The organism is Cellulomonas soli, from assembly GCF_013409305.1.
Taxonomy (GTDB): Bacteria; Actinomycetota; Actinomycetes; order Actinomycetales; family Cellulomonadaceae; genus Cellulomonas; species Cellulomonas soli.
In genome coordinates, this window is record NZ_JACBZJ010000001.1 from 2,994,357 (window position 1) to 3,012,897 (window position 18,541).

Genomic DNA, 18,541 nt, shown 5'->3' on the forward strand with positions numbered 1-18,541 from the left:
GGGGTCAGGGTAGGCGGCCGGGCCGTTCGGGCAGCGCGTCGGGGGCGAGGTCGGCCGCCCAGGTCGAGGCCGCGTGCAGCGCCCGCTCGAGCGGTCCCCGGCCGAGCCGACGACGCCACGCCCAGCACCCGAGGACGATGACGCCGACGAACCACAGCCACCAGCCGAGCGAGGTGTCCCAGACGATCCACGGCCCGACGACGGCGATGGCGACCAGGTGCGCGGTGTAGGCGGTGAGCGCGAGCGCACCGGTGGCGGCCAGCGGGGACAGGGTCCGGGGCCAGCGGTCGGCGGCGACGAGCGCGGCGGCGAGCACGAGCAGCGCGACACCGGTGTTGCCCACGACCTCGAACGTCGTCGAACTGTGCGGCTCGCTCGTGGCCAGCGGCGTCGGCAGCCCGAGGACGTGCAGCGCGACCCACGACCCGCCGTGCCCGAGCACGACGAGACCCAGGCCGAGCACCGCACCGGCGCGGCGCAGCCGGGTGGAGCGCAGGTCGGACCGGCCGATCGCGAGCCCGGCGAGCACGTACGCCATCCACACGGCGGCCGGGTAGTAGTGCCCGACGACGACGTCGGCAAGGGTCTGCGGGGACCCTGCTGACAGCTCCGGCAGCCGCGGCTGGGCCCACTGGACGACGAGCGGTCCGAGGAGCGCGACCACGGCGGCCGCGGTGACGAGCGCCGACCGTGACCAGGTGAGGGCGACGACGCCGAGCGCGAAGTAGACGGCGTAGGACGTGAGGATGATCGCGATGGGCACGTCGAGCAGCACGAGCGCCTGGCCGAGGGCGAGCAGCAGCCCGCCGCGCACGAGGATCCGCAGCCGGGCCTGCACGAGCCGGGTGCCCTGCACCGGGTCGGTCCCGCCGGACAGCAGCCCGAGCCCGACGCCGGCGAGCACGACGAACAGGGCGGCGGACCGTCCGTCCGCCAGCTGGGAGAACCCGCCGGGCGGGATCGGCCCGTGGTCGTCCGGGCCGACGTGCGCGGTGACCATGCCCAGCACGGCGATCCCGCGGGCGACGTCGACCCCCTCGATCCGGCGCATGGCGGACATGCTACGGAGCGGGGCGTGCGGCGGGGGTGATTCGGCGCACACCCGTGCGTCTCGCATCGCGGTCACCGAGGGTCCGACCCTTGGACCCGAGGCCCCTCACCTGCTTACAGTGTCGTGTGAACTCCCCGTCCCGCCCCGGCGTCTACACGCACGGTCACCACGAGAGCGTGCTGCGCTCGCACCGCTGGCGCACCGCCGAGAACTCCGCCGCCTACCTGCTGCCGTCCTTGCGGCCAGGTCAGAGCCTGCTCGACGTGGGCTGCGGGCCCGGGAACCTCACCGTCGACCTCGCGCGTCGCATCGCTCCGGGTGAGGTCGTCGGGGTCGACGCCTCCGGCGCCGTCATCGAGCTCGCCCAGGCCGAGAACGCCGACGAGCCGCACGTGCGGTTCGAGGTCGCCGACGTCTACGAGCTGCCGTTCGCCGACGGCACGTTCGACGTCGTGCACGCCCACCAGGTCCTCCAGCACCTGGCCGACCCCGTCCTCGCGCTGCGCGAGATGCGCCGCGTCACCCGCCCCGGCGGCATCGTGGCCGTGCGCGACGCCGACTACGCCGGCATGACCTGGTTCCCGCCGTCGCACGGCCTCGACGAGTGGCGCGAGCTCTACCACGAGGTCACCGAGGCCAACGGGCACGAGGCCGACGCCGGCCGTCACCTGCTGTCCTGGGTCCGCGAGGCCGGCTACGACCCCGAGGGCATCACGCCCGGGGCCGGCGCCTGGTGCTACGCCAGCCCGGAGGACCGCACCTGGTGGGCCGGACTGTGGGCGGACCGCATCGTGCAGTCGACGTTCGCCGCCCAGGCGCTCGCGCACGGGCTGGCCGACGAGGTCGGGCTCGAGCTGCTCGCCGACGCCTGGCGCGAGTGGGGCCACCAGCCCGACGCGTGGTTCGCGATCCTGCACGGCGAGGTCGTCGCGCGCGTCTGACTACCCTGGTCACGTGCGCATCGCGAGGTTCACCACCGGCAACGACCCCCGCTACGCCCTCGTCGAGGGCGAACCCGGGTCCGAGGAGCTCGTCGTCATCAGCGGCGACCCCATCTACACCCCGGTCCAGCCGACCGGCGAACGGCTCCGCCTCGACCAGGACGGCGTGCGCCTGCTGGCGCCCGTGATCCCGCGCTCGAAGATCATCGGCGTGGGCCGCAACTACGCCGACCACGCCGCCGAGCACGGCCACGAGGTGCCCGCGCAGCCGCTGCTGTTCCTCAAGCCGAACACCTCCGTGATCGGCCCGGACGACCCGATCGTGCTGCCCGACTGGACCGAGCACGTCGAGCACGAGGCCGAGCTGGCCGTCGTGATCGGCAAGGTCACCAAGGACGTGCGCCCCGACAAGGCGCTCGACCAGGTCTTCGGGTTCACGGTCGCCAACGACGTCACCGCGCGTGACATCCAGCGCTCCGACCTGCAGTGGACCCGGGCCAAGGGGTTCGACACGTCGTGCCCGATCGGCCCGTGGATCGTGCCGGGGCTCGACGTCGACGACCTGGCCGTGCGTGCGCGGGTCAACGGGGTCACCACGCAGGACGGTCGCACGTCGCAGATGGTCTTCGACGTCGCCTACCTGATCTCGTACGTCTCGGAGGTGTTCACGCTGCTGCCCGGCGACGTGATCCTCACCGGCACGCCCGCCGGGGTCAGCCCGATCGTGGCGCGCGACGTCGTCGAGGTCGAGGTCGAGGACATCGGCACGCTGCGCAACCCGGTGCTGCGCCGCTCCTGAGCCCGTCAGCCGGTCGGCGCGCGCTGCTCCTGCTGGTCGGGCACGAGCAGCACGGCCCCGACGAGGAAGCAGACGCCGCCGACGAACGTGCCGAGGTTCGCCAGAGCGGCGTCGCGCAGCTCCCCGGACGGCACGTACTTCGCAGCGACGGCCGAGACCCCGAACGCGACCGATCCGACCAGGTTGAGCGTGGCGACCGCCCAGGTCAGGTCGCGCGGCCGCCACGCGACCCACGGTCGGGCCACGTCGGCGAACGCGAGCGCGCTCGCCACGAGGAACGCGACCGACCCCAGCGCGTCGGGCGCCCAGACGCGTCGCTGCGCCTCGTCGAGGGTGAGCGAGGCGTCGAGCGCGGCGAACGTGGAGACGTTGAACAGCACGGTTCCCGCGAGCTGGACCGTGCCCGCCCACCACGCCGGACGGTCGAGCGCGCGCACGTGGTGCCGCCACCGCGCGGCGGCCAGCGGGCGGGCTTCGGCACGCACGACGCCGAGCGAGATCAGCACCTGCAGCAGGGCGGCGAGCGTGAAGAAGACCGACCCGATCGCGTACGTCCAGCAGTCGGCCTGCACACCGACGAGCGAGGCGTAACCGGGTGTCGCGCCGAGGACGAAGCACGTGGAACCCAGCGCGAACAGCGCCGCCACCTGCCAGTCGGCGCGACCCGGCGTCCACCAGCGCACACGGACGTGCGCGGCGTCCCCCGTCGTCGGCGAGCGACCCTCGTCCGCGTCCATCGGTGCGCGCCTACAGGTGGCTGAACCCGCTGGACTCCTCGGGCGTCATCGACACCGTGACGGGGTGCCTGCTGAAGTGCCCGACGGCCTCCTCGAAGTCCGCCAGCAGGAGCTCCACGAGGTCACGGCTGACGTCCTGCCGGACGAGGACCCGCTGCACCGCGATGCCGCTCACCGCGCCGGTGAGCGGGTACGCGGGCACCTGCCAGCCCTTGGTCCGCAGACGGTCTGCGACGTCGTACAGCGTGAAGCCGGGGTCGACGCCCTCCCGGATGCGCCACGCGACGGCGGGGATGGCCGACTGCTGGTCGCCGGCGCAGACCAGGTCGAACGGGCCCAGGCGGGGGATCGCGTCGGCGAGGACCGTGCAGTTGTCGTAGGCGGCCTGGTGCAGGTCGCGATAGCCGGTCCGCCCGAGGCGCACGAAGTCGTAGTACTGCGCGACGATCTGCCCTGCCGGGCGGGAGAAGTTCACCTGGAACACGGGCATGTCCCCGCCCAGGTAGCTGACGTGGAAGATCAGGTCGTCGGGCAGCTCGGCGACGTCGCGCCAGACCACCCAGCCCACGCCGAGGGGTGCGAGCCCGAACTTGTGCCCCGACGTGCTGATCGACTTCACGCGCGGCAGCCGGAAGTCCCACACCAGGTCGGGGGCGCAGAACGGGGCGAGGAACCCGCCGCTGGCGGCGTCCACGTGCAGGTCGACGTCGAGCCCGGTGCGCGCCTGCAGGTCGTCCAGTGCGGCGGCGAGCGCGGCGACGGGTTCGTAGCTGCCCGTGTACGTCACGCCGAGCGTGGGGACCACGACGATCGTGTTCTCGTCGACGCGCTCGAGCATGTCCTCGGGCGTCATCTCGTAGTGCCCCTCGGACATCGGCACCTCGCGGATCTCGACGTCCCAGTACCGGGCGAACTTGTGCCACACCACCTGGACGGGCCCGCACACCATGTTGGGCCGATCGGTCGGCTTGCCCCCGGCCTGACGCCGGGCCCGCCAGCGCCACTTGGCGGCCATGCCGGCGAGCATGCAGGCCTCCGACGAGCCGATGCCGGAGGTGCCGATCGTCGTCTGCGACGCCGGCGCGTGCCACAGGTCGGCGAGCATGTGCACGCAGCGGCGCTCGAGCTCGGCCGTCATCGGGTACTCGTCCTTGTCGATGAGGTTCTTGTCGATGCACAGCGCCATGAGCGCCTTGACCTCGGGCTCCTCCCAGGTCTGGCAGAACGTCGCGAGGTTCTGCCGGGCGTTGCCGTCGAGCATGAGCTCGTCGTGCACCGCCTGGTAGGCCGCGGCGGGCGGCATGGTGCCTTCGGGGAAGGCGTACTTCGGCAGGGTCCGGGCGAGCCCGGCCTCGGCGAAGAGCGAGTCGTTCGCGTCCCCAGGACGCGGTGCGCGGTCGTGGAGTGCCATCCGGCCACTGTCGCAGCACCGTCCGGGGCGCGCGCGCCGGGAGCGCGGCGGCCCGCGCCGAGGGTCGTGCCTGACGGTCGGCGCCGTGCACCGCAACTAGGCTTGGCCGGTGACCTCCACCACCCCTGGCTCGTCCCCGGTCCGCGTCCGCTTCTGCCCGTCGCCGACGGGCACCCCGCACGTCGGCCTCATCCGCACCGCGCTGTTCAACTGGGCGTACGCGCGGCACGTCGGCGGCACGTTCGTGTTCCGCATCGAGGACACCGACCCGGCGCGCGACTCCGAGGAGAGCTACCAGCAGCTGCTCGAGGCGCTGCGCTGGCTCGGCATGGACTGGGACGAGGGTGTCGAGGTCGGTGGCCCGCACGAGCCGTACCGGCAGTCGCAGCGCATGGACCTGTACCGCGATGTCGCGCGCCGGCTGCTCGAGGGTGGATACGCCTACGAGTCGTTCTCGACGCCGGAGGAGATCGAGGCCCGTCACCGTGCCGCGGGGCGCGACCCCAAGCTCGGCTACGACGGCTTCGACCGCGACCTGACCGCCGAGCAGAAGGCCGCCTACCTGGCTGAGGGCCGCGAGCCCGTGCTGCGCCTGCGCATGCCCGACGAGGACGTCACCTTCACCGACCTGGTGCGCGGCGACGTCACCTTCAAGGCCGGCTCGGTGCCCGACTACGTCATCGTCCGCGGCAACGGCTTCCCGCTGTACACGCTGGTCAACCCCATCGACGACGCCCTCATGGGCATCACGCACGTGCTGCGCGGCGAGGACCTGCTCTCCTCGACCCCCCGCCAGGTCGTGCTCTACCGTGCGCTGCTCGAGCTCGGCGTCGCCACCGTGCTGCCCGTGTTCGGGCACCTGCCGTACGTCATGGGCGAGGGCAACAAGAAGCTCTCGAAGCGCGACCCCGAGTCCAACCTGTTCCTGCACCGCCAGCGCGGCTTCACGCCCGAGGGCCTGCTGAACTACCTGGCGCTGCTGGGCTGGTCCATCGCGCCGGACCGTGACGTCTTCTCCGTCGAGGAGATGGTCGGCGCCTTCGACGTCGCCGACGTCAACCCGAACCCGGCCCGGTTCGACCTGAAGAAGGCCGAGGCGATCAACGCCGCGCACCTGCGGCTGCTGGCGCCCGAGGAGTTCCGCGACCGCCTCGTGCCGTACCTGCACGCCGGCGGTCTCGTGCTCGTCGACTCCTACGCCGACCTGCCGGCGCAGCAGCGCGCGCTGCTGGACGCCGCGGCCCCGCTGGTGCAGGAGCGCATGACCTTGCTCGGTGAGGCGGTCGGCATGCTCGGCTTCCTGTTCGTCGCCGACGACGCGGTCGAGGTCGCCGAGGACGCGCGCGGTGCTCTGCGCGAGGAGTCGCCCGCGGTGCTCGACGCCTCCCTCGTCGCTCTCGGTGCGCTCCCTGCCGACGGCTTCACGACGGCGGCCACGCAGGAGGTCCTGCAGGCCGCGCTGGTCGACGGCCCCGACGGCCTGGGCATCAAGCCGCGGTTCGCCTACACGCCCCTGCGCGTCGCGCTGACGGGTCGTCGGGTGTCGCCGCCCCTGTTCGAGTCCATGGAGATCCTCGGCAAGGACGCCACGCTCGCCCGCATCGCGGCGCTGCGGTCGACCCTGTGACGGCACCGCTGGACCCGGGGGCCGGGGCGACGGGGCACCGAGGCGTGCTCGCCGGGCTCGTCGACGGGGTGCTGTTCGACGTCGACGACACGCTCGTGACCACGCGTGACGCGTTCGCGAGGGCCATCGACGCGGTGGCGGTGCAGTACCTGCCGCACGTGCCGCCCGAGGCCCGCCCGGCCGTGCTGGCGCTGTGGCGGGAGGACCCGGACGGGTACTACCGGGCGTACACGCGTGGCGAGCTGACGTTCGACGAGCAGCGCATGCGCCGGGCGAACCAGCTGCAGGCGCGGTTCGGTGGCGACGCGCTCGACGAGGCGGGCTACCGGGCGTGGCTGTCGGTGTTCTGGTCGGCCTTCGAGGAGGGCTGGCAGGGGCACGGGGACGCGCCCGGGCTGCTCGACCGGCTCGAGGCCGCCGGGATCGCCGTCGGTGCCCTCTCGAACGCCTCCACGACGCTGCAGACCTCCAAGCTGGCCCGTGCGGACCTGCTGCGCGTGCCGATGCTCGTCGGCGTCGACACCCTGGGCTTCGGCAAGCCCGACCCCCGGGTGTTCCTCGAGGCGTGCCGCCTGCTCGGCACGGACCCGGCCCGCACGGTGTACGTCGGCGACGAGCTCGACGTCGACGCCCGGGGTGCACGCGACGCGGGCCTGATCGGTGCGTGGCTGGACCGGCCGGGGGAGCGGCGCGGCGGCGCGCACCCCGAGGACCCGGACGACGCACGCGCCTCGGGCGTCCTGGTGGTCGGCTCGCTCACCGACCTCGGTGACGCGCTCGGCGTCTGAACCTTCCGGACGCGACGCGTCCTGAGCCCGCCGACGTGCCTCAGCGGCGTGTCCGGGCACGCCAGCAGCGTGTCAGGTAAGGCAGCTCGACGCGCTCGCGCCCACGCAGGTGCGGATGCGTGGCGACGAGCTCGTCGACCGCGTCCAGCAGGGCGTCACGGTCGGCGTCGGGCAGCGTCAGCAGGTGCGAGCGGCTCGCTGCGAGCGCGCGCAGCGCGGCGGGGGCGATCTCGTCGTGCCACCGGATCGTGGTGTGCTCGGTGGGCTCGAACTGCGGCCCGAGCGAGGGGCTGCGGTGGCTGGGTTCGAGGTCGTCGCCGCGGTGGATGATCTCGGTGAACGCGGCGACCCAGTCGACGTCGGGGTCGCGGACGTTCCACAGCACCGCCAGGGTCCCTCCCGGCCGCAGCACGCGCGCGATCTCGGCGGAGGCGGCCGTCTCGTCGAACCAGTGCCAGGCCTGGGCGACGGTGACCACGTCGGCCACGCCGTCGGGCAGCCCGGTCCGCTCGGCCGAGCCGGGGCGTGCCTCGACGCCGGGGACGGCAGCGAGCAGCTCTCCACGCATCGCGTCGGAGGGCTCGAGGGCGGTGACGTGCAGGCCCAGCTCGGCGAGCCGTGCGGTGAGCTTGCCGGTGCCCGCGGCGAGGTCCACGGCGTCGCGCGCGCCGGGCGGCACGCACCACCGGACGGCCTCGGCCGGGTAGGTCGGTCGGGTGGCCTGGTAGACGGCTGCACCGCGTTCGAAGGACGCGGCGCGTGCGGTGCGGTCGGCGTCCATGCCTCCACGGTGCCACGCGGGTCAAGGGTCGCGCCTGGCGGACGTGTCGTTGGTCACGAACGGCGGTGTCGGCCCTGGTCATCCCCGTCCTGGGGCCGTCCCGCAGGCGGACGGGAGCCGGTCGGCGGGTGCCAGTTGGACCCGCACGCCACCGCTCGGGTAGTGTTCTCCGGCGGTAGGACGTCCGGAAACGGCGGCTCCGCTGCCCCCCGGGGGAGCGGTCTGCGACCCCCGGAAGTCATACCCCATGGGGTATGGTGTAATTGGCAGCACGACTGGTTCTGGTCCAGTTAGTCTAGGTTCGAGTCCTGGTACCCCAGCGCGAGACCGCTGGCCGTTGGTCCGAGTCACTCGGAGCATCGGGTAGAGTTCTCACTCGTTCGGCAGCGCCTCCGGGTGCTGCAGGCGATAGGCCCCCGTTGTGTAGCGGCCTAGCACGCCGCCCTCTCACGGCGGTAGCGCCGGTTCGAATCCGGTCGGGGGTACGTCAAGGCCCGGTCACCATGTGACCGGGCCTTCGTCGTGCTCGGGGTCACGATCTCGAGGTCTCGTCGTTCACGACGAGAACGCCCGCACCTCGGCAGGGAGGTGCGGGCGTTCTCGGTGAGCGGTGGGTCGGGCCCGTCAGTCGGCGGTGCGGCGCAGGACCTCGGTCAGCCGGTTCGCGGCCGAGACCACGGCCGCGGCGTGCAGCCGGCCCGGCTGACGGGACAGGCGCTCGAGCGGCCCGGAGACCGACACCGCGGCGACCACGCGTCCGGACGGACCGCGGACGGGCGCCGAGACGGACGCGACGCCGATCTCGCGCTCGGAGACCGACTGCGCCCAGCCGCGGCGGCGCACGCCGGACAGGATCGTGGCGGTGAACTTCGAGCCCTGCAGTCCGCGGTGCAGCCGGTCGGGCTCCTCCCAGGCGAGCAGGATCTGCGCGGCGGACCCGGCCTGCATCGTCAGCGTGGCGCCGACCGGGATCGAGTCGCGCAGCCCGATGGGCCGCTCGGCGGCGGCGACGCAGATGCGCATGTCGCCCTGGCGCCGGTAGAGCTGGGCGCTCTCGCCCGTGTGGTCGCGCAGTGCGGCCAGCACAGGTCCGGCGGCGGCCAGCAGCCGGTCCTCGCCGGCGGCCGTCGACAGCTCGGACAGGCGGGGGCCGAGCACGAAGCGGCCCTGCATGTCACGGGCCACGAGGCGGTGGTGCTCGAGGGCCACGGCCAGCCGATGCGCCGTGGGGCGAGCAAGATGGGTGGCAGTGACGAGCTGCGCGAGCGTGGCGGGACCGGCCTCGAGGGCGCTGAGGACGGACGCGGCCTTGTCCAGAACGCCGACTCCGCTAGAGTTGTCCATAGGCCGATATTGCCGTCTCGCAGGCTGAGACGCAAGTCGAGTCGGCCGACGAACCCGGGAACACCCCCACCCGGACGAGAGAACAGGACCCAGGACATGGCCGGCACGTTGGCGGAGAAGGTGTGGGACGCGCACGTCGTGCGTCGTGGCACGGACGGTGCGCCCGACCTCCTCTACATCGACCTGCACCTGGTGCACGAGGTCACCAGCCCGCAGGCGTTCGAGGGCCTGCGCCTGGCCGGACGTCCGGTGCGCCGCCCCGACCTGACGATCGCGACCGAGGACCACAACACCCCCACGCTCGACATCGACCGGCCGATCGCCGACCTGACGAGCCGCACCCAGATCGACACCCTGCGCTCCAACGCGGCGGAGTTCGGCGTGCGGATCCACTCGCTCGGCGACGCCGACCAGGGCATCGTCCACCAGGTCGGGCCCCAGCTCGGCCTGACGCAGCCCGGTCTGACGGTCGTCTGCGGCGACTCGCACACCTCGACGCACGGGGCCTTCGGTGCCCTCGCGTTCGGCATCGGCACCTCCGAGGTCGAGCACGTGCTCGCCACCCAGACGCTGCCGCTCGCGCCGTTCAAGACCATGGCGATCACCGTCAACGGCCAGCTGCCCCCCGGCGCCACCAGCAAGGACATCATCCTCGCGGTCATCGCCAAGATCGGCACCGGCGGCGGTCAGGGCTACGTGCTCGAGTACCGCGGCGAGGCCATCGCGTCGCTGACCATGGAAGCGCGCATGACGGTCTGCAACATGTCGATCGAGGCCGGTGCCCGCGCCGGCATGATCGCGCCCGACCAGACCACGTTCGACTACCTCCAGGGCCGCCCGCACGCCCCCGAGGGCGCCGACTGGGACGAGGCCGTCGCCTACTGGTCGACGCTGCGCTCGGACGACGACGCGGTGTTCGACGAGGAGGTCGTGCTCGAGGCCGCCGACCTGGAGCCCTTCGTCACCTGGGGCACCAACCCCGGCCAGGGCCTGCCCCTGTCGGCCACCGTGCCGGTGCCCGAGCAGATCGCCGACGCCAACGAGCGCGTGGCCGCCGAGCGCGCCATCGAGTACATGGGCCTGACGCCCGGCCGCCCGCTGCGCGAGATCGCGGTCGACACGGTCTTCATCGGCTCGTGCACCAACGGTCGTATCGAGGACCTGCGCTCGGTCGCCAAGGTCGTCCAGGGCCGGACCAAGGCCGAGTCGGTGCGCGTGCTGGTCGTACCTGCGTCCGCCCGCGTGCGGCTGCAGGCCGAAGCGGAGGGGCTCGACAAGATCTTCCTCGACTTCGGTGCCGAGTGGCGCAACGCCGGCTGCTCGATGTGCCTGGGCATGAACCCGGACCAGCTGACCCCGGGGGAGCGGTCGGCATCGACGTCGAACCGCAACTTCGAGGGCCGCCAGGGCAAGGGCGGTCGCACGCACCTGGTGTCCCCGCTCGTCGCCGCGGCCACGGCGATCCGCGGCACGCTGTCCTCGCTCGCGGACCTCGACCTGGGTGCGGACGTCGACCTGACCACGTTCGACGGCACGCCGCTGGCGCCGCTCGACCCGGACCTCCTCGTCCAGGCCTGAGCCCGCACACCCACCAGCCACCGGCCGCGCCTGACCGCCGCGGCCCCGCCCGACCAGGAGCGAGACCCGCCATGGAGAAGTTCACGACCCACACCGGCGTCGGTGTGCCGCTGCGCCGCAGCAACGTCGACACCGACCAGATCATCCCGGCCGTCTACCTCAAGCGCGTCACGCGCACGGGGTTCGAGGACGCGCTCTTCGCCGCCTGGCGTGGCGACCCCGAGTTCCTGCTCAACCAGGACGCGTACAAGGCCGGCTCGGTGCTCGTCGCCGGACCGGACTTCGGCACGGGCTCCTCACGCGAGCACGCCGTCTGGGCGCTGAAGGACTACGGGTTCCGCGTCGTGGTCTCGGCCCGGTTCGCCGACATCTTCCGCGGCAACTCCGGCAAGCAGGGTCTGCTCGCCGCGCAGGTCGCCCAGGAGGACATCGAGCTCATCTGGAAGGTCCTCGAGACCAGGCCCGGCACCGAGGTGACCGTCGACCTCGGGGCGCGCACCGTGACGTGCGACGACGTGGTCGTCCCGTTCCAGGTGGACGACTACACGCGCTGGCGCCTCATGGAGGGCCTGGACGACATCGGCCTGACCCTGCAGCACGAGGCCGAGATCACGCAGTTCGAGGCCACCCGCGAGGCCTGGCGCCCCCGCACGCTGCCTGCCAAGCACCTCCCGACGGTCGAGATCGAGGCAGCCCGCCCGGTCGCGGTGCCCGTCGAGCTGGGCGCCACGCGCACGCTCTGACCCGCGTCCGCTCGCACGGGCGGCACCTCGCACGGGGTGCCGCCCGTCGTCGTCCGTGCCGAGGCCGCTCGTCCGATGTGTGAAGGTTTCGCGCCCACGTCCACCACGCCGTCCGGACTGGTGCGAACCATGCCGCCGGGCAGGGCACGATGGGACCATGAAGGATCTGCTGTACGTCAACGGTGGCAACCCTTTGAAGGGTGAGATCACCGTCCGCGGTGCCAAGAACTTCGTCTCCAAGGCGATGGTCGCCTCCCTGCTCGGCGAGACGCCCAGCGTGCTGCGCAACGTGCCGCGGATCCGCGACGTCGGCGTCGTCACCGGCCTGCTCGAGCTGCACGGCGTGAAGGTCGTCTCCGACGACGCCGCCGGCACCCTGCGCCTGGACCCCACGGACGTCGAGTCCGCGCACGTCGCCGACATCGACGCGCACGCCGGCTCCAGCCGCATCCCGATCCTCTTCTGCGGCCCGCTGCTGCACCGGCTCGGCGAGGCGTTCATCCCCGACCTGGGGGGCTGCCGGATCGGCGACCGGCCGATCAACTACCACCTCGACATCCTGCGGCAGTTCGGCGCCGTGGTGGACAAGCGCGAGAACGGCATCCACATCCGGGCCCCGTTCGGGCTCCAGGGCACCAAGATCGCGCTGCCGTACCCGAGCGTCGGCGCCACCGAGCAGCTGCTGCTCACGGCCGTGCGCGCCGAGGGCATCACCGAGCTGTCCAACGCGGCCATCGAGCCCGAGATCATGGACCTCATCAATGTCCTGCAGAAGATGGGCGCGATCATCTCGGTCGACACCGACCGGGTCATCCGCATCGAGGGCGTCGCCCGGCTCGTCGGGTACCAGCACACCGCGCTCGCCGACCGCATCGAGGCCGCGTCCTGGGCCTCGGCCGCCCTCGCGACCAGCGGCGACGTGTACGTGCGGGGGGCCACGCAGCCGGAGATGACCACGTTCCTCAACACGTTCCGCAAGGTCGGTGGCGAGTTCGAGATCGACGACGCCGGCATCCGGTTCTTCCACCCGGGCGGCGACCTCAGCTCGATCACGCTCGAGACGGACGTGCACCCCGGGTTCATGACCGACTGGCAGCAGCCGCTCGTCGTCGCGCTCACGCAGGCCAAGGGCCTGTCCATCGTGCACGAGACGGTCTACGAGAACCGCTTCGGCTTCACCGACGCGCTGCGCGGCATGGGCGCCACCATCCAGGTCTACAAGGAGTGCCTCGGCGGGCGTCCCTGCCGCTTCGGGCAGCGCAACTTCTACCACTCGGCGGTCATCTCGGGCCCGACGCCGCTGTCCGCGGCCGACATCGAGGTGCCGGACCTGCGCGGTGGGTTCAGCCACCTGATCGCCGCGCTGGCCGCCAAGGGCACGTCCCAGGTGCGAGGCATCAGCCTCATCGACCGGGGGTACGAGCACTTCACGGAGAAGCTCGAGTCGCTCGGGGCGGAGTTCAGCCGCGCGTGACCCGGTCGCGGGCGACGCGGGGGCGCGTGCAGGCGGCCGGGTAGCATCGGCTGCCGTGCCGCGTCATCCCGAACGCTCCAACCGCGCCTACCGCGTGGTCGCCCGCATCCTGCGACCGCTGCTGTACGCGATCACCCGTCGTCACTGGTCCGGCCAGGAGAACTTCCCGACCGACCAGGGGTTCATCGCCGCGGCGAACCACATGACGAACTTCGACCCGCTGACGTTCGCGCACTACCTGTACGACAGCGGGCACGCGCCCAAGATCCTGGCGAAGGCCTCGTTGTTCACGGTTCCCGTGCTGCGTGGCGTGCTGCGCGGGACCGGGCAGATCCCCGTGCACCGCAACACGGCCGCCGCGCACGACTCCCTCGACGCGGCCATGGCCGCCCTCGAGGCGGGCGAGTGCGTCGCGGTCTTCCCCGAGGGCACGCTCACCCGCGACCCCGACCTGTGGCCGATGGTCGCCAAGACAGGCGTCGCCCGCCTCGCGCTCGCGACCCGGGCGCCCGTGATCCCGGTCGCCCAGTGGGGCCCGCAGGACGTGCTCGGCCGGTACAAGAAGCTGTTCAAGCCCTTCCCCCCCAAGGACGTCACGATCGTCGCCGGTCCGCCCGTCGTCCTCGACGACCTCTACGACCGTCCGCGTGACTCCGCGACGCTGCGCGAGGCGACCGATCGCGTCATGGACGCGATCACGGTGCTGCTCGAGGGCATCCGCGGCGAGCAGGCTCCGGCGACCCGCCACGACATGCGCAGGACCGCCAAGCCCGCCCCGCCGTCCGACGGCACCCCCTCGGACGGGGCCGCGCAGTCGTGACCGGCGCGCCTACGCACACCTCCGCGTCCACGGCAGACGGTCCGAGCGAGCGGCCGCTGCGCGCCGCGGTGCTCGGTGCCGGCTCGTGGGGCACCACGTTCGCCGCCGTCCTCGCCGACGCAGGCTGCGCCGTCACCGTCTGGGGGCGCGACGAGGAGGTGTGCCGCCAGATCGCCGACGAGCACCGCAACGAGCGATACCTGCCGGGCATCACGCTGCCCGACGCCGTGGGCGCCACGACGGACGCCCGGGCCGCCCTCGCGGGAGCGGACGTGGTGGCGGTCGCCGTCCCCTCGCAGAGCGCCCGAGCCACGCTCGCGCCGCTCGCCGACGCCCTGGCGCCGCACGCCGTCGTCGTCTCGTTGATGAAGGGCGTCGAGCTGTCCACCGACCGCCGGATGAGCGAGGTCGTGGCCGAGTCCTTCGGCATCGACCTCGCCCGCGTGGCCGTCGTGTCCGGTCCGAACCTGGCCAAGGAGATCGCGCAGCGACAGCCCACCGCGACGGTCGTCGCCTCCACGAGCGAGGACACGGCCCGGATCGTCGCCCGGGCGTGCGCGTCCTCGTACTTCCGGCCCTACACGAACCGGGACGTCGTCGGGGTCGAGCTGTGCGGGGCGGTGAAGAACGTCATCGCGCTCGCGGTCGGCATCTCCCAGGGGCGCGGGCTGGGCTACAACACGATGGCGACGGTCATCACGCGCGGGCTCGTCGAGATCAGCCGGCTCGGGCTCGCGCTCGGTGCGGACGCCGAGACGTTCCCCGGCCTGGCCGGGATGGGCGACCTCATGGCGACCTGCGCGTCCCCGGACTCGCGCAACCACACGCTCGGCTGCCACATCGGTCGCGGGATGAGCCTCGAGGAGGCGGTGGCGGCCACGGGCGGCACGGCCGAGGGCGTGAAGTCCTCCCGGTCGGTGCTCGAGCTGGCCGGGTCGCTGGGCGTGGACATGCCGATCACGGCCGCCGTCGTGCGGGTGCTCTACGAAGGTCTGCCCGTCGGCGAGCTCGCCGCACTGCTCCTGGCCCGCCCTCGCAAGGCCGAGGGCGTCTGACCCGGGTCGGCCACGCCCCGCGTTCGTCACGACCGGAAGGACGCACGTCCCGTCAGGGCGAGCGGACGTCCACGACGATCCGGGCCGGATCGCTCAGCGCATACGCGCGGAACGGCTGCCGGCCGCCGTCGACGCCCACGAACGCCTGCAGGTAGCCCTCGAACAGGCTGTTCCACACCACCTCGGTGACCGACGTGGTCCCGGCCGCCCGCATCGTCGACGGGCCGTCGTACGGGTCGGTGCCGTCGTCGGGGAGCGCCACGGGGAAGAGCGTCACCTCGAGCACCGTCTCACCGGTCACCTCGACCGGCAGCCCGCTCGGGTCGCCGACCGCCGCGTCGACGTAGCGCACCTGCCAGTCCGGCGTTCCCGGGCCGTCCAGCTCGAAGACGACACGGTCGTACCCCTCGTGCGCCCCGAGGCGCAGGTCGCTCAGGGTGCCGACGTCACCGCCGGCCGCGTCGCCGGCGTCGGGGGAGGTGTCCGCCGGGAACGCCGGTGCGCTCGCCGTGCCGTCCTCGTCGGTGCTGCCCGGTGCGGACGTGCCGGTCGGGGAGGCGGAGACGTCCGGCGATGCCGTCGGCTCCTCGGACCGGGCGCTGCTCGACGTGGGCTCGGGGGTGATGGGCGACGGCTCGCCGTCCCCGGAGCCACCTGCGGAGCAGGAGGCCACGCCGAGCGCGACCGACGCGGTGAGAACGACGACGATGCTCCACGGGCGGTGCCGGAGCTGCATCGTGACCACGCTCCTCGATCACGTCCAGCGTAGGTCCGGTGCCCTGCGGCACGCCTGCCGGGAGGCTCAGCTCGTGCGCGGCTCCCCGGCGCCCTGGGCGTGCACGAGCGCCGCGCTCAGGTCGGCCCACAGGTCCTCGACGTCCTCGATGCCGACCGACAGGCGAAGGAGGTCCTCGGGGACGCTCGTGGGCTCGCCGGGGAACCTGCGCCGCCGCTCGAGCGAGGACTCCACGCCACCGAGGCTGGTCGCCGGGACCCACAGGCGCACGGCCGCGACGACGGCGTCGGCACCCGCGGCGCCGCCGAGCGGTCGCAGGCCCACGATCGAGCCGAAGCCGTCCATGGACGCGGCGGCTCGCGCGTGCCCCGGGTCGTCGGGAAGGCCGGGGTGGCGCACCGCCGCGACGGCGGGGTGGTCGACGAGCCGTCGGGCCAGCTCGGCGGCGTTCGTCTGGGAGCGTTCGACCCGCAGCGCGAGGGTGCGCAGGCCGCGCAGGGCGAGCCACACCTCGGTGGGCCCCGCGATGGCTCCGTGCAGCGTGCGGTACCCGTGCAGGCGTGCGTGCAGCTCGGGGTCGTCGGTGAGCGCCGCGCCGAGCACCACGTCGGAGTGACCGGCGAGGTACTTCGTCACGGAGTGCACGACCACGTCCGCGCCCCAGCCCAGCGGTCGCTGCCCGAGCGGGGTCGCGAACGTGTTGTCGACCGCGACCAGGGCCCCGGCCGCGTGGGCGCCGGCGACGAGCGCGGGCACGTCGGCGACCTCCAGCATCGGGTTGGTCGGCGACTCGATCCACAGCATCGACGCCGGGGTCCCACCCGGGGCACCCTTGCCGCGGACGGCCGCCAGCACGGCCTCGGTGTCGGCGACGTCCACGAAAGTCGTGGTGACCTGGCTGCGTCGGCCCAGGTCCTGGGCGTAGGAGGTGGCCACGTTGTACGCGTGGCGTGGCAGGACGATCCGACCGCCCGGCGGCACGAGGGACATCGCGGCGGCGATCGCGGCCATGCCGGAGCCGAAGACGAGCGCCGGGTGCACCGACCGCTCGAGGGCGCCGAGCGCCTCCTCGAACGGATGCCACGTCTCGGTCCCCGCCCGGGCGTAGAACAGCTGACCGGGCGGCACCTCGCCCTGCGAGACATAGGTGGACGACAGGACGACCGGGGGATTCACCGGCCCACCCTGCACGCGCGGGGGGCGTCCGGCGGCGACGGCGAGCGTCGCGGGCGACAGCGCAGAGGGCAGTCCGTGGTGCGTGGACGAGGCGGGTTCGGGTGCGGCGCTCACCCCGGCAGGCTACCGGCGGCGCGATCGCGTCCGACCGGCGTCCCAGGTGGCGGTGCGTCGTGCCCGCACGGGTCCGGCTGCGGCCGCACGAGAGGCTCGAGCGCGTCCGAAAGGTGCGGCTCGGCGGGTAGGGTCGGGCCCGATGGAACCGACGTCCGCCCCCCAGTCACTCCCGTCCGTCGCACCCGCCCCCGCGGACGACCCGACGAACCCCTCCGACGCCGGTGCGCCCTCCCGTCGTGCCCGGGTCATGGTCCTGTTCGGCGGTCGCTCCGGAGAGCACGCCATCAGCTGCGCCACGGCGGGTGGTGTGCTGCGCGCGCTCGACCGGGACCGCTACGACGTGCTGGCGGTCGGGATCACCCCCACGGGGCGTTGGGTTCTCGCCGACGACGACCCGGACCGGTGGGCCATCACCGAGGGACGTCTGCCGCAGGTCGAGGACACGGCCGCCCACGTGCTCCTCCCGCAGGACGTGCAGGACCGCGCCGTGCGCGTGCTCGAGGCCGACCAGCTGCCTCGCGACCTCGGGGACGTCGACGTGGTCTTCCCGCTGCTGCACGGGCCCTTCGGCGAGGACGGGACCCTGCAGGGCCTGCTCGAGCTCGCGGACGTCCGGTACGTGGGGGCGGGTGTCCTCGCGTCCGCGGTCGGCATGGACAAGCACATGATGAAGCTCGTGCTGGCCGGTCACGGGCTCCCCGTCGGGCCGTTCCGGGTGCTGCTGCCGGGCGATCTCGCGCGGGACCCGCAGCTGGCGGCGAAGGCGGCCGCCGAGCTGGGGCTGCCCGTGTTCGTCAAGCCCGCCCGCGCCGGGTCGAGCCTGGGCATCTCCCGGGTGGACGACCTCGCCGACGTGGACGCCGCAGTCGCCGAGGCCCAGCGGCACGACCCGAAGGTCGTCATCGAGGCCACGATCGTCGGGCGGGAGGTCGAGTGCGGCGTGCTCGGCGGACGGGGCGGGGTGCGCCCGCGTGCCTCGCTGCCCGGCGAGATCGTCGTCACCGACGAGCGGCACACGTTCTACGACTTCGAGGCCAAGTACCTCGACGAGGCCGGCGTGCGGCTCTCGTGCCCGGCGGACCTGCCGCCCGAGGTGATCGCCCGCGTGCAGGAGGCTGCCGTGCGCACGTTCGAGGCCGTCGGCTGCGAGGGTCTGGCCCGGGTCGACGTGTTCGTCACGCCGGACGGCGAGGTGGTCGTCAACGAGATCAACACGATGCCCGGCTTCACGCCCTACTCGATGTACCCGCGCATGTGGGAGGCGTCGGGGATCGCCTACCCCGAGCTGGTCGACGAGCTGCTGCAACTGGCCCTCGAACGGCCGACCGGGCTGCGCTGAGGCGAGCGCCGCCGGGCCGGGCGG

Annotated in this window: 17 protein-coding genes and 2 tRNA genes; 12 read left to right on the forward strand and 7 right to left on the reverse strand. The window is 73.1% G+C overall.

Annotated elements, in window-relative coordinates:
* Nucleotides 1-4: 4 nt before the first annotated feature.
* A complete protein-coding gene (locus BKA22_RS13760) occupies nt 5-1,051 on the reverse strand; it encodes a heparan-alpha-glucosaminide N-acetyltransferase domain-containing protein (protein WP_146953075.1) in 1,047 nt (348 codons plus the stop codon).
* 125 nt (nt 1,052-1,176) lie between these two features.
* Here BKA22_RS13760 and BKA22_RS13765 point away from each other — a divergent pair, with 125 nt between their 5' ends.
* Nucleotides 1,177-1,992 (forward strand): methyltransferase domain-containing protein, encoded by an 816-nt coding sequence (locus BKA22_RS13765; protein ID WP_146953074.1) that lies wholly within the window; start codon nt 1,177-1,179, stop codon nt 1,990-1,992.
* A 13-nt stretch (nt 1,993-2,005) separates the two neighbouring features.
* The gene (locus BKA22_RS13770) at nt 2,006-2,791 is read left to right on the forward strand and encodes a fumarylacetoacetate hydrolase family protein (protein ID WP_146953073.1); all 786 of its coding nucleotides are present in this window, start codon (nt 2,006-2,008) and stop codon (nt 2,789-2,791) included.
* Between the two features lie 5 nt (nt 2,792-2,796).
* On the opposite strand, the gene BKA22_RS13775 is transcribed toward BKA22_RS13770, so the two are convergent.
* Both BKA22_RS13775 and gad read right to left on the reverse strand, forming a co-directional pair.
* Nucleotides 2,797-3,528 carry a YrhK family protein gene (locus BKA22_RS13775; RefSeq protein WP_146953072.1) on the reverse strand — a complete coding sequence of 244 codons (732 nt, stop codon included), beginning with the start codon at nt 3,526-3,528 and terminating at the stop codon, nt 2,797-2,799.
* A gap of 10 nt (nt 3,529-3,538) precedes the next feature.
* Complete coding sequence (gene gad, locus BKA22_RS13780; RefSeq protein ID WP_146953071.1) at nt 3,539-4,939, reverse strand: glutamate decarboxylase; 1,401 nt, start codon at nt 4,937-4,939, stop codon at nt 3,539-3,541.
* A 109-nt stretch (nt 4,940-5,048) separates the two neighbouring features.
* Between gad and gltX the strand changes: the two genes are divergently transcribed.
* Nucleotides 5,049-6,566: a glutamate--tRNA ligase gene (gene gltX, locus BKA22_RS13785; RefSeq protein ID WP_146953070.1), complete on the forward strand. Its 1,518-nt coding sequence runs from the start codon at nt 5,049-5,051 to the stop codon at nt 6,564-6,566.
* Nucleotides 6,563-7,354 (forward strand): HAD family hydrolase, encoded by a 792-nt coding sequence (locus tag BKA22_RS13790; RefSeq protein ID WP_223203585.1) that lies wholly within the window; start codon nt 6,563-6,565, stop codon nt 7,352-7,354. Before gltX ends, BKA22_RS13790 begins: the two co-directional genes overlap by 4 nt.
* A 40-nt stretch (nt 7,355-7,394) precedes the next feature.
* Here the strand turns inward: BKA22_RS13790 and BKA22_RS13795 are convergent, their stop codons facing one another.
* Nucleotides 7,395-8,135 carry a class I SAM-dependent methyltransferase gene (locus BKA22_RS13795; protein WP_146953069.1) on the reverse strand — a complete coding sequence of 247 codons (741 nt, stop codon included), beginning with the start codon at nt 8,133-8,135 and terminating at the stop codon, nt 7,395-7,397.
* A 248-nt stretch (nt 8,136-8,383) separates the two neighbouring features.
* Here BKA22_RS13795 and BKA22_RS13800 point away from each other — a divergent pair.
* Nucleotides 8,384-8,455, forward strand: a tRNA-Gln gene (locus BKA22_RS13800).
* 92 nt (nt 8,456-8,547) lie between these two features.
* Nucleotides 8,548-8,620: transfer RNA gene (locus tag BKA22_RS13805), tRNA-Glu, on the forward strand.
* Between the two features lie 139 nt (nt 8,621-8,759).
* Here BKA22_RS13805 and BKA22_RS13810 read toward each other — a convergent pair.
* Nucleotides 8,760-9,479, reverse strand: coding sequence for an IclR family transcriptional regulator (locus BKA22_RS13810; RefSeq protein ID WP_146953068.1), 720 nt, complete (start codon nt 9,477-9,479; stop codon nt 8,760-8,762).
* A 96-nt stretch (nt 9,480-9,575) separates the two neighbouring features.
* Here BKA22_RS13810 and leuC point away from each other — a divergent pair, with 96 nt between their 5' ends.
* From leuC to BKA22_RS13835, 5 genes are all read left to right on the forward strand, one after another.
* Entirely contained in the window at nt 9,576-11,057 is a 1,482-nt protein-coding gene (leuC, locus tag BKA22_RS13815; protein WP_146953067.1) for a 3-isopropylmalate dehydratase large subunit, read from the forward strand.
* 71 nt (nt 11,058-11,128) lie between these two features.
* Nucleotides 11,129-11,800, forward strand: coding sequence for a 3-isopropylmalate dehydratase small subunit (gene leuD, locus BKA22_RS13820; protein ID WP_146953066.1), 672 nt, complete (start codon nt 11,129-11,131; stop codon nt 11,798-11,800).
* Nucleotides 11,801-11,957: 157 nt separating this feature from the next.
* Nucleotides 11,958-13,274: a UDP-N-acetylglucosamine 1-carboxyvinyltransferase gene (gene murA, locus BKA22_RS13825; RefSeq protein WP_146953065.1), complete on the forward strand. Its 1,317-nt coding sequence runs from the start codon at nt 11,958-11,960 to the stop codon at nt 13,272-13,274.
* 55 nt (nt 13,275-13,329) lie between these two features.
* On the forward strand, nt 13,330-14,094 hold the full coding sequence (locus tag BKA22_RS13830; protein WP_146953064.1) for a lysophospholipid acyltransferase family protein: 765 nt from the start codon (nt 13,330-13,332) through the stop codon (nt 14,092-14,094).
* A gap of 56 nt (nt 14,095-14,150) precedes the next feature.
* Nucleotides 14,151-15,149, forward strand: coding sequence for an NAD(P)H-dependent glycerol-3-phosphate dehydrogenase (locus BKA22_RS13835; RefSeq protein WP_146953122.1), 999 nt, complete (start codon nt 14,151-14,153; stop codon nt 15,147-15,149).
* Nucleotides 15,150-15,201: 52 nt separating this feature from the next.
* Here BKA22_RS13835 and BKA22_RS13840 read toward each other — a convergent pair whose 3' ends face one another.
* Both BKA22_RS13840 and BKA22_RS13845 read right to left on the reverse strand, forming a co-directional pair.
* Nucleotides 15,202-15,885 carry an AMIN-like domain-containing (lipo)protein gene (locus BKA22_RS13840; RefSeq protein ID WP_146953063.1) on the reverse strand — a complete coding sequence of 228 codons (684 nt, stop codon included), beginning with the start codon at nt 15,883-15,885 and terminating at the stop codon, nt 15,202-15,204.
* A gap of 66 nt (nt 15,886-15,951) precedes the next feature.
* Nucleotides 15,952-17,175 (reverse strand): trans-sulfuration enzyme family protein, encoded by a 1,224-nt coding sequence (locus BKA22_RS13845; protein WP_223203584.1) that lies wholly within the window; start codon nt 17,173-17,175, stop codon nt 15,952-15,954.
* Between the two features lie 142 nt (nt 17,176-17,317).
* On the opposite strand from BKA22_RS13845, the gene BKA22_RS13850 reads away from it, so the two are divergent.
* On the forward strand, nt 17,318-18,517 hold the full coding sequence (locus BKA22_RS13850; RefSeq protein ID WP_257024100.1) for a D-alanine--D-alanine ligase family protein: 1,200 nt from the start codon (nt 17,318-17,320) through the stop codon (nt 18,515-18,517).
* The last annotated feature ends 24 nt before the right edge of the window (nt 18,518-18,541 follow it).

What these genes read in the sequence shown, in the direction of transcription:
- BKA22_RS13760 (WP_146953075.1), bottom strand. Translation starts at nt 1,051, where the DNA reads ATGCGCCGGATCGAGGGGGTCGACGTCGCCCGCGGGATCGCCGTGCTG.
- BKA22_RS13775 (WP_146953072.1), bottom strand. Translation starts at nt 3,528, where the DNA reads ATGGACGCGGACGAGGGTCGCTCGCCGACGACGGGGGACGCCGCGCAC.
- gad (WP_146953071.1), bottom strand. Translation starts at nt 4,939, where the DNA reads ATGGCACTCCACGACCGCGCACCGCGTCCTGGGGACGCGAACGACTCG.
- BKA22_RS13795 (WP_146953069.1), bottom strand. Translation starts at nt 8,135, where the DNA reads ATGGACGCCGACCGCACCGCACGCGCCGCGTCCTTCGAACGCGGTGCA.
- BKA22_RS13810 (WP_146953068.1), bottom strand. Translation starts at nt 9,479, where the DNA reads ATGGACAACTCTAGCGGAGTCGGCGTTCTGGACAAGGCCGCGTCCGTC.
- leuC (WP_146953067.1), top strand. Translation starts at nt 9,576, where the DNA reads ATGGCCGGCACGTTGGCGGAGAAGGTGTGGGACGCGCACGTCGTGCGT.
- leuD (WP_146953066.1), top strand. Translation starts at nt 11,129, where the DNA reads ATGGAGAAGTTCACGACCCACACCGGCGTCGGTGTGCCGCTGCGCCGC.
- murA (WP_146953065.1), top strand. Translation starts at nt 11,958, where the DNA reads ATGAAGGATCTGCTGTACGTCAACGGTGGCAACCCTTTGAAGGGTGAG.
- BKA22_RS13840 (WP_146953063.1), bottom strand. Translation starts at nt 15,885, where the DNA reads ATGCAGCTCCGGCACCGCCCGTGGAGCATCGTCGTCGTTCTCACCGCG.
- BKA22_RS13850 (WP_257024100.1), top strand. Translation starts at nt 17,318, where the DNA reads ATGGAACCGACGTCCGCCCCCCAGTCACTCCCGTCCGTCGCACCCGCC.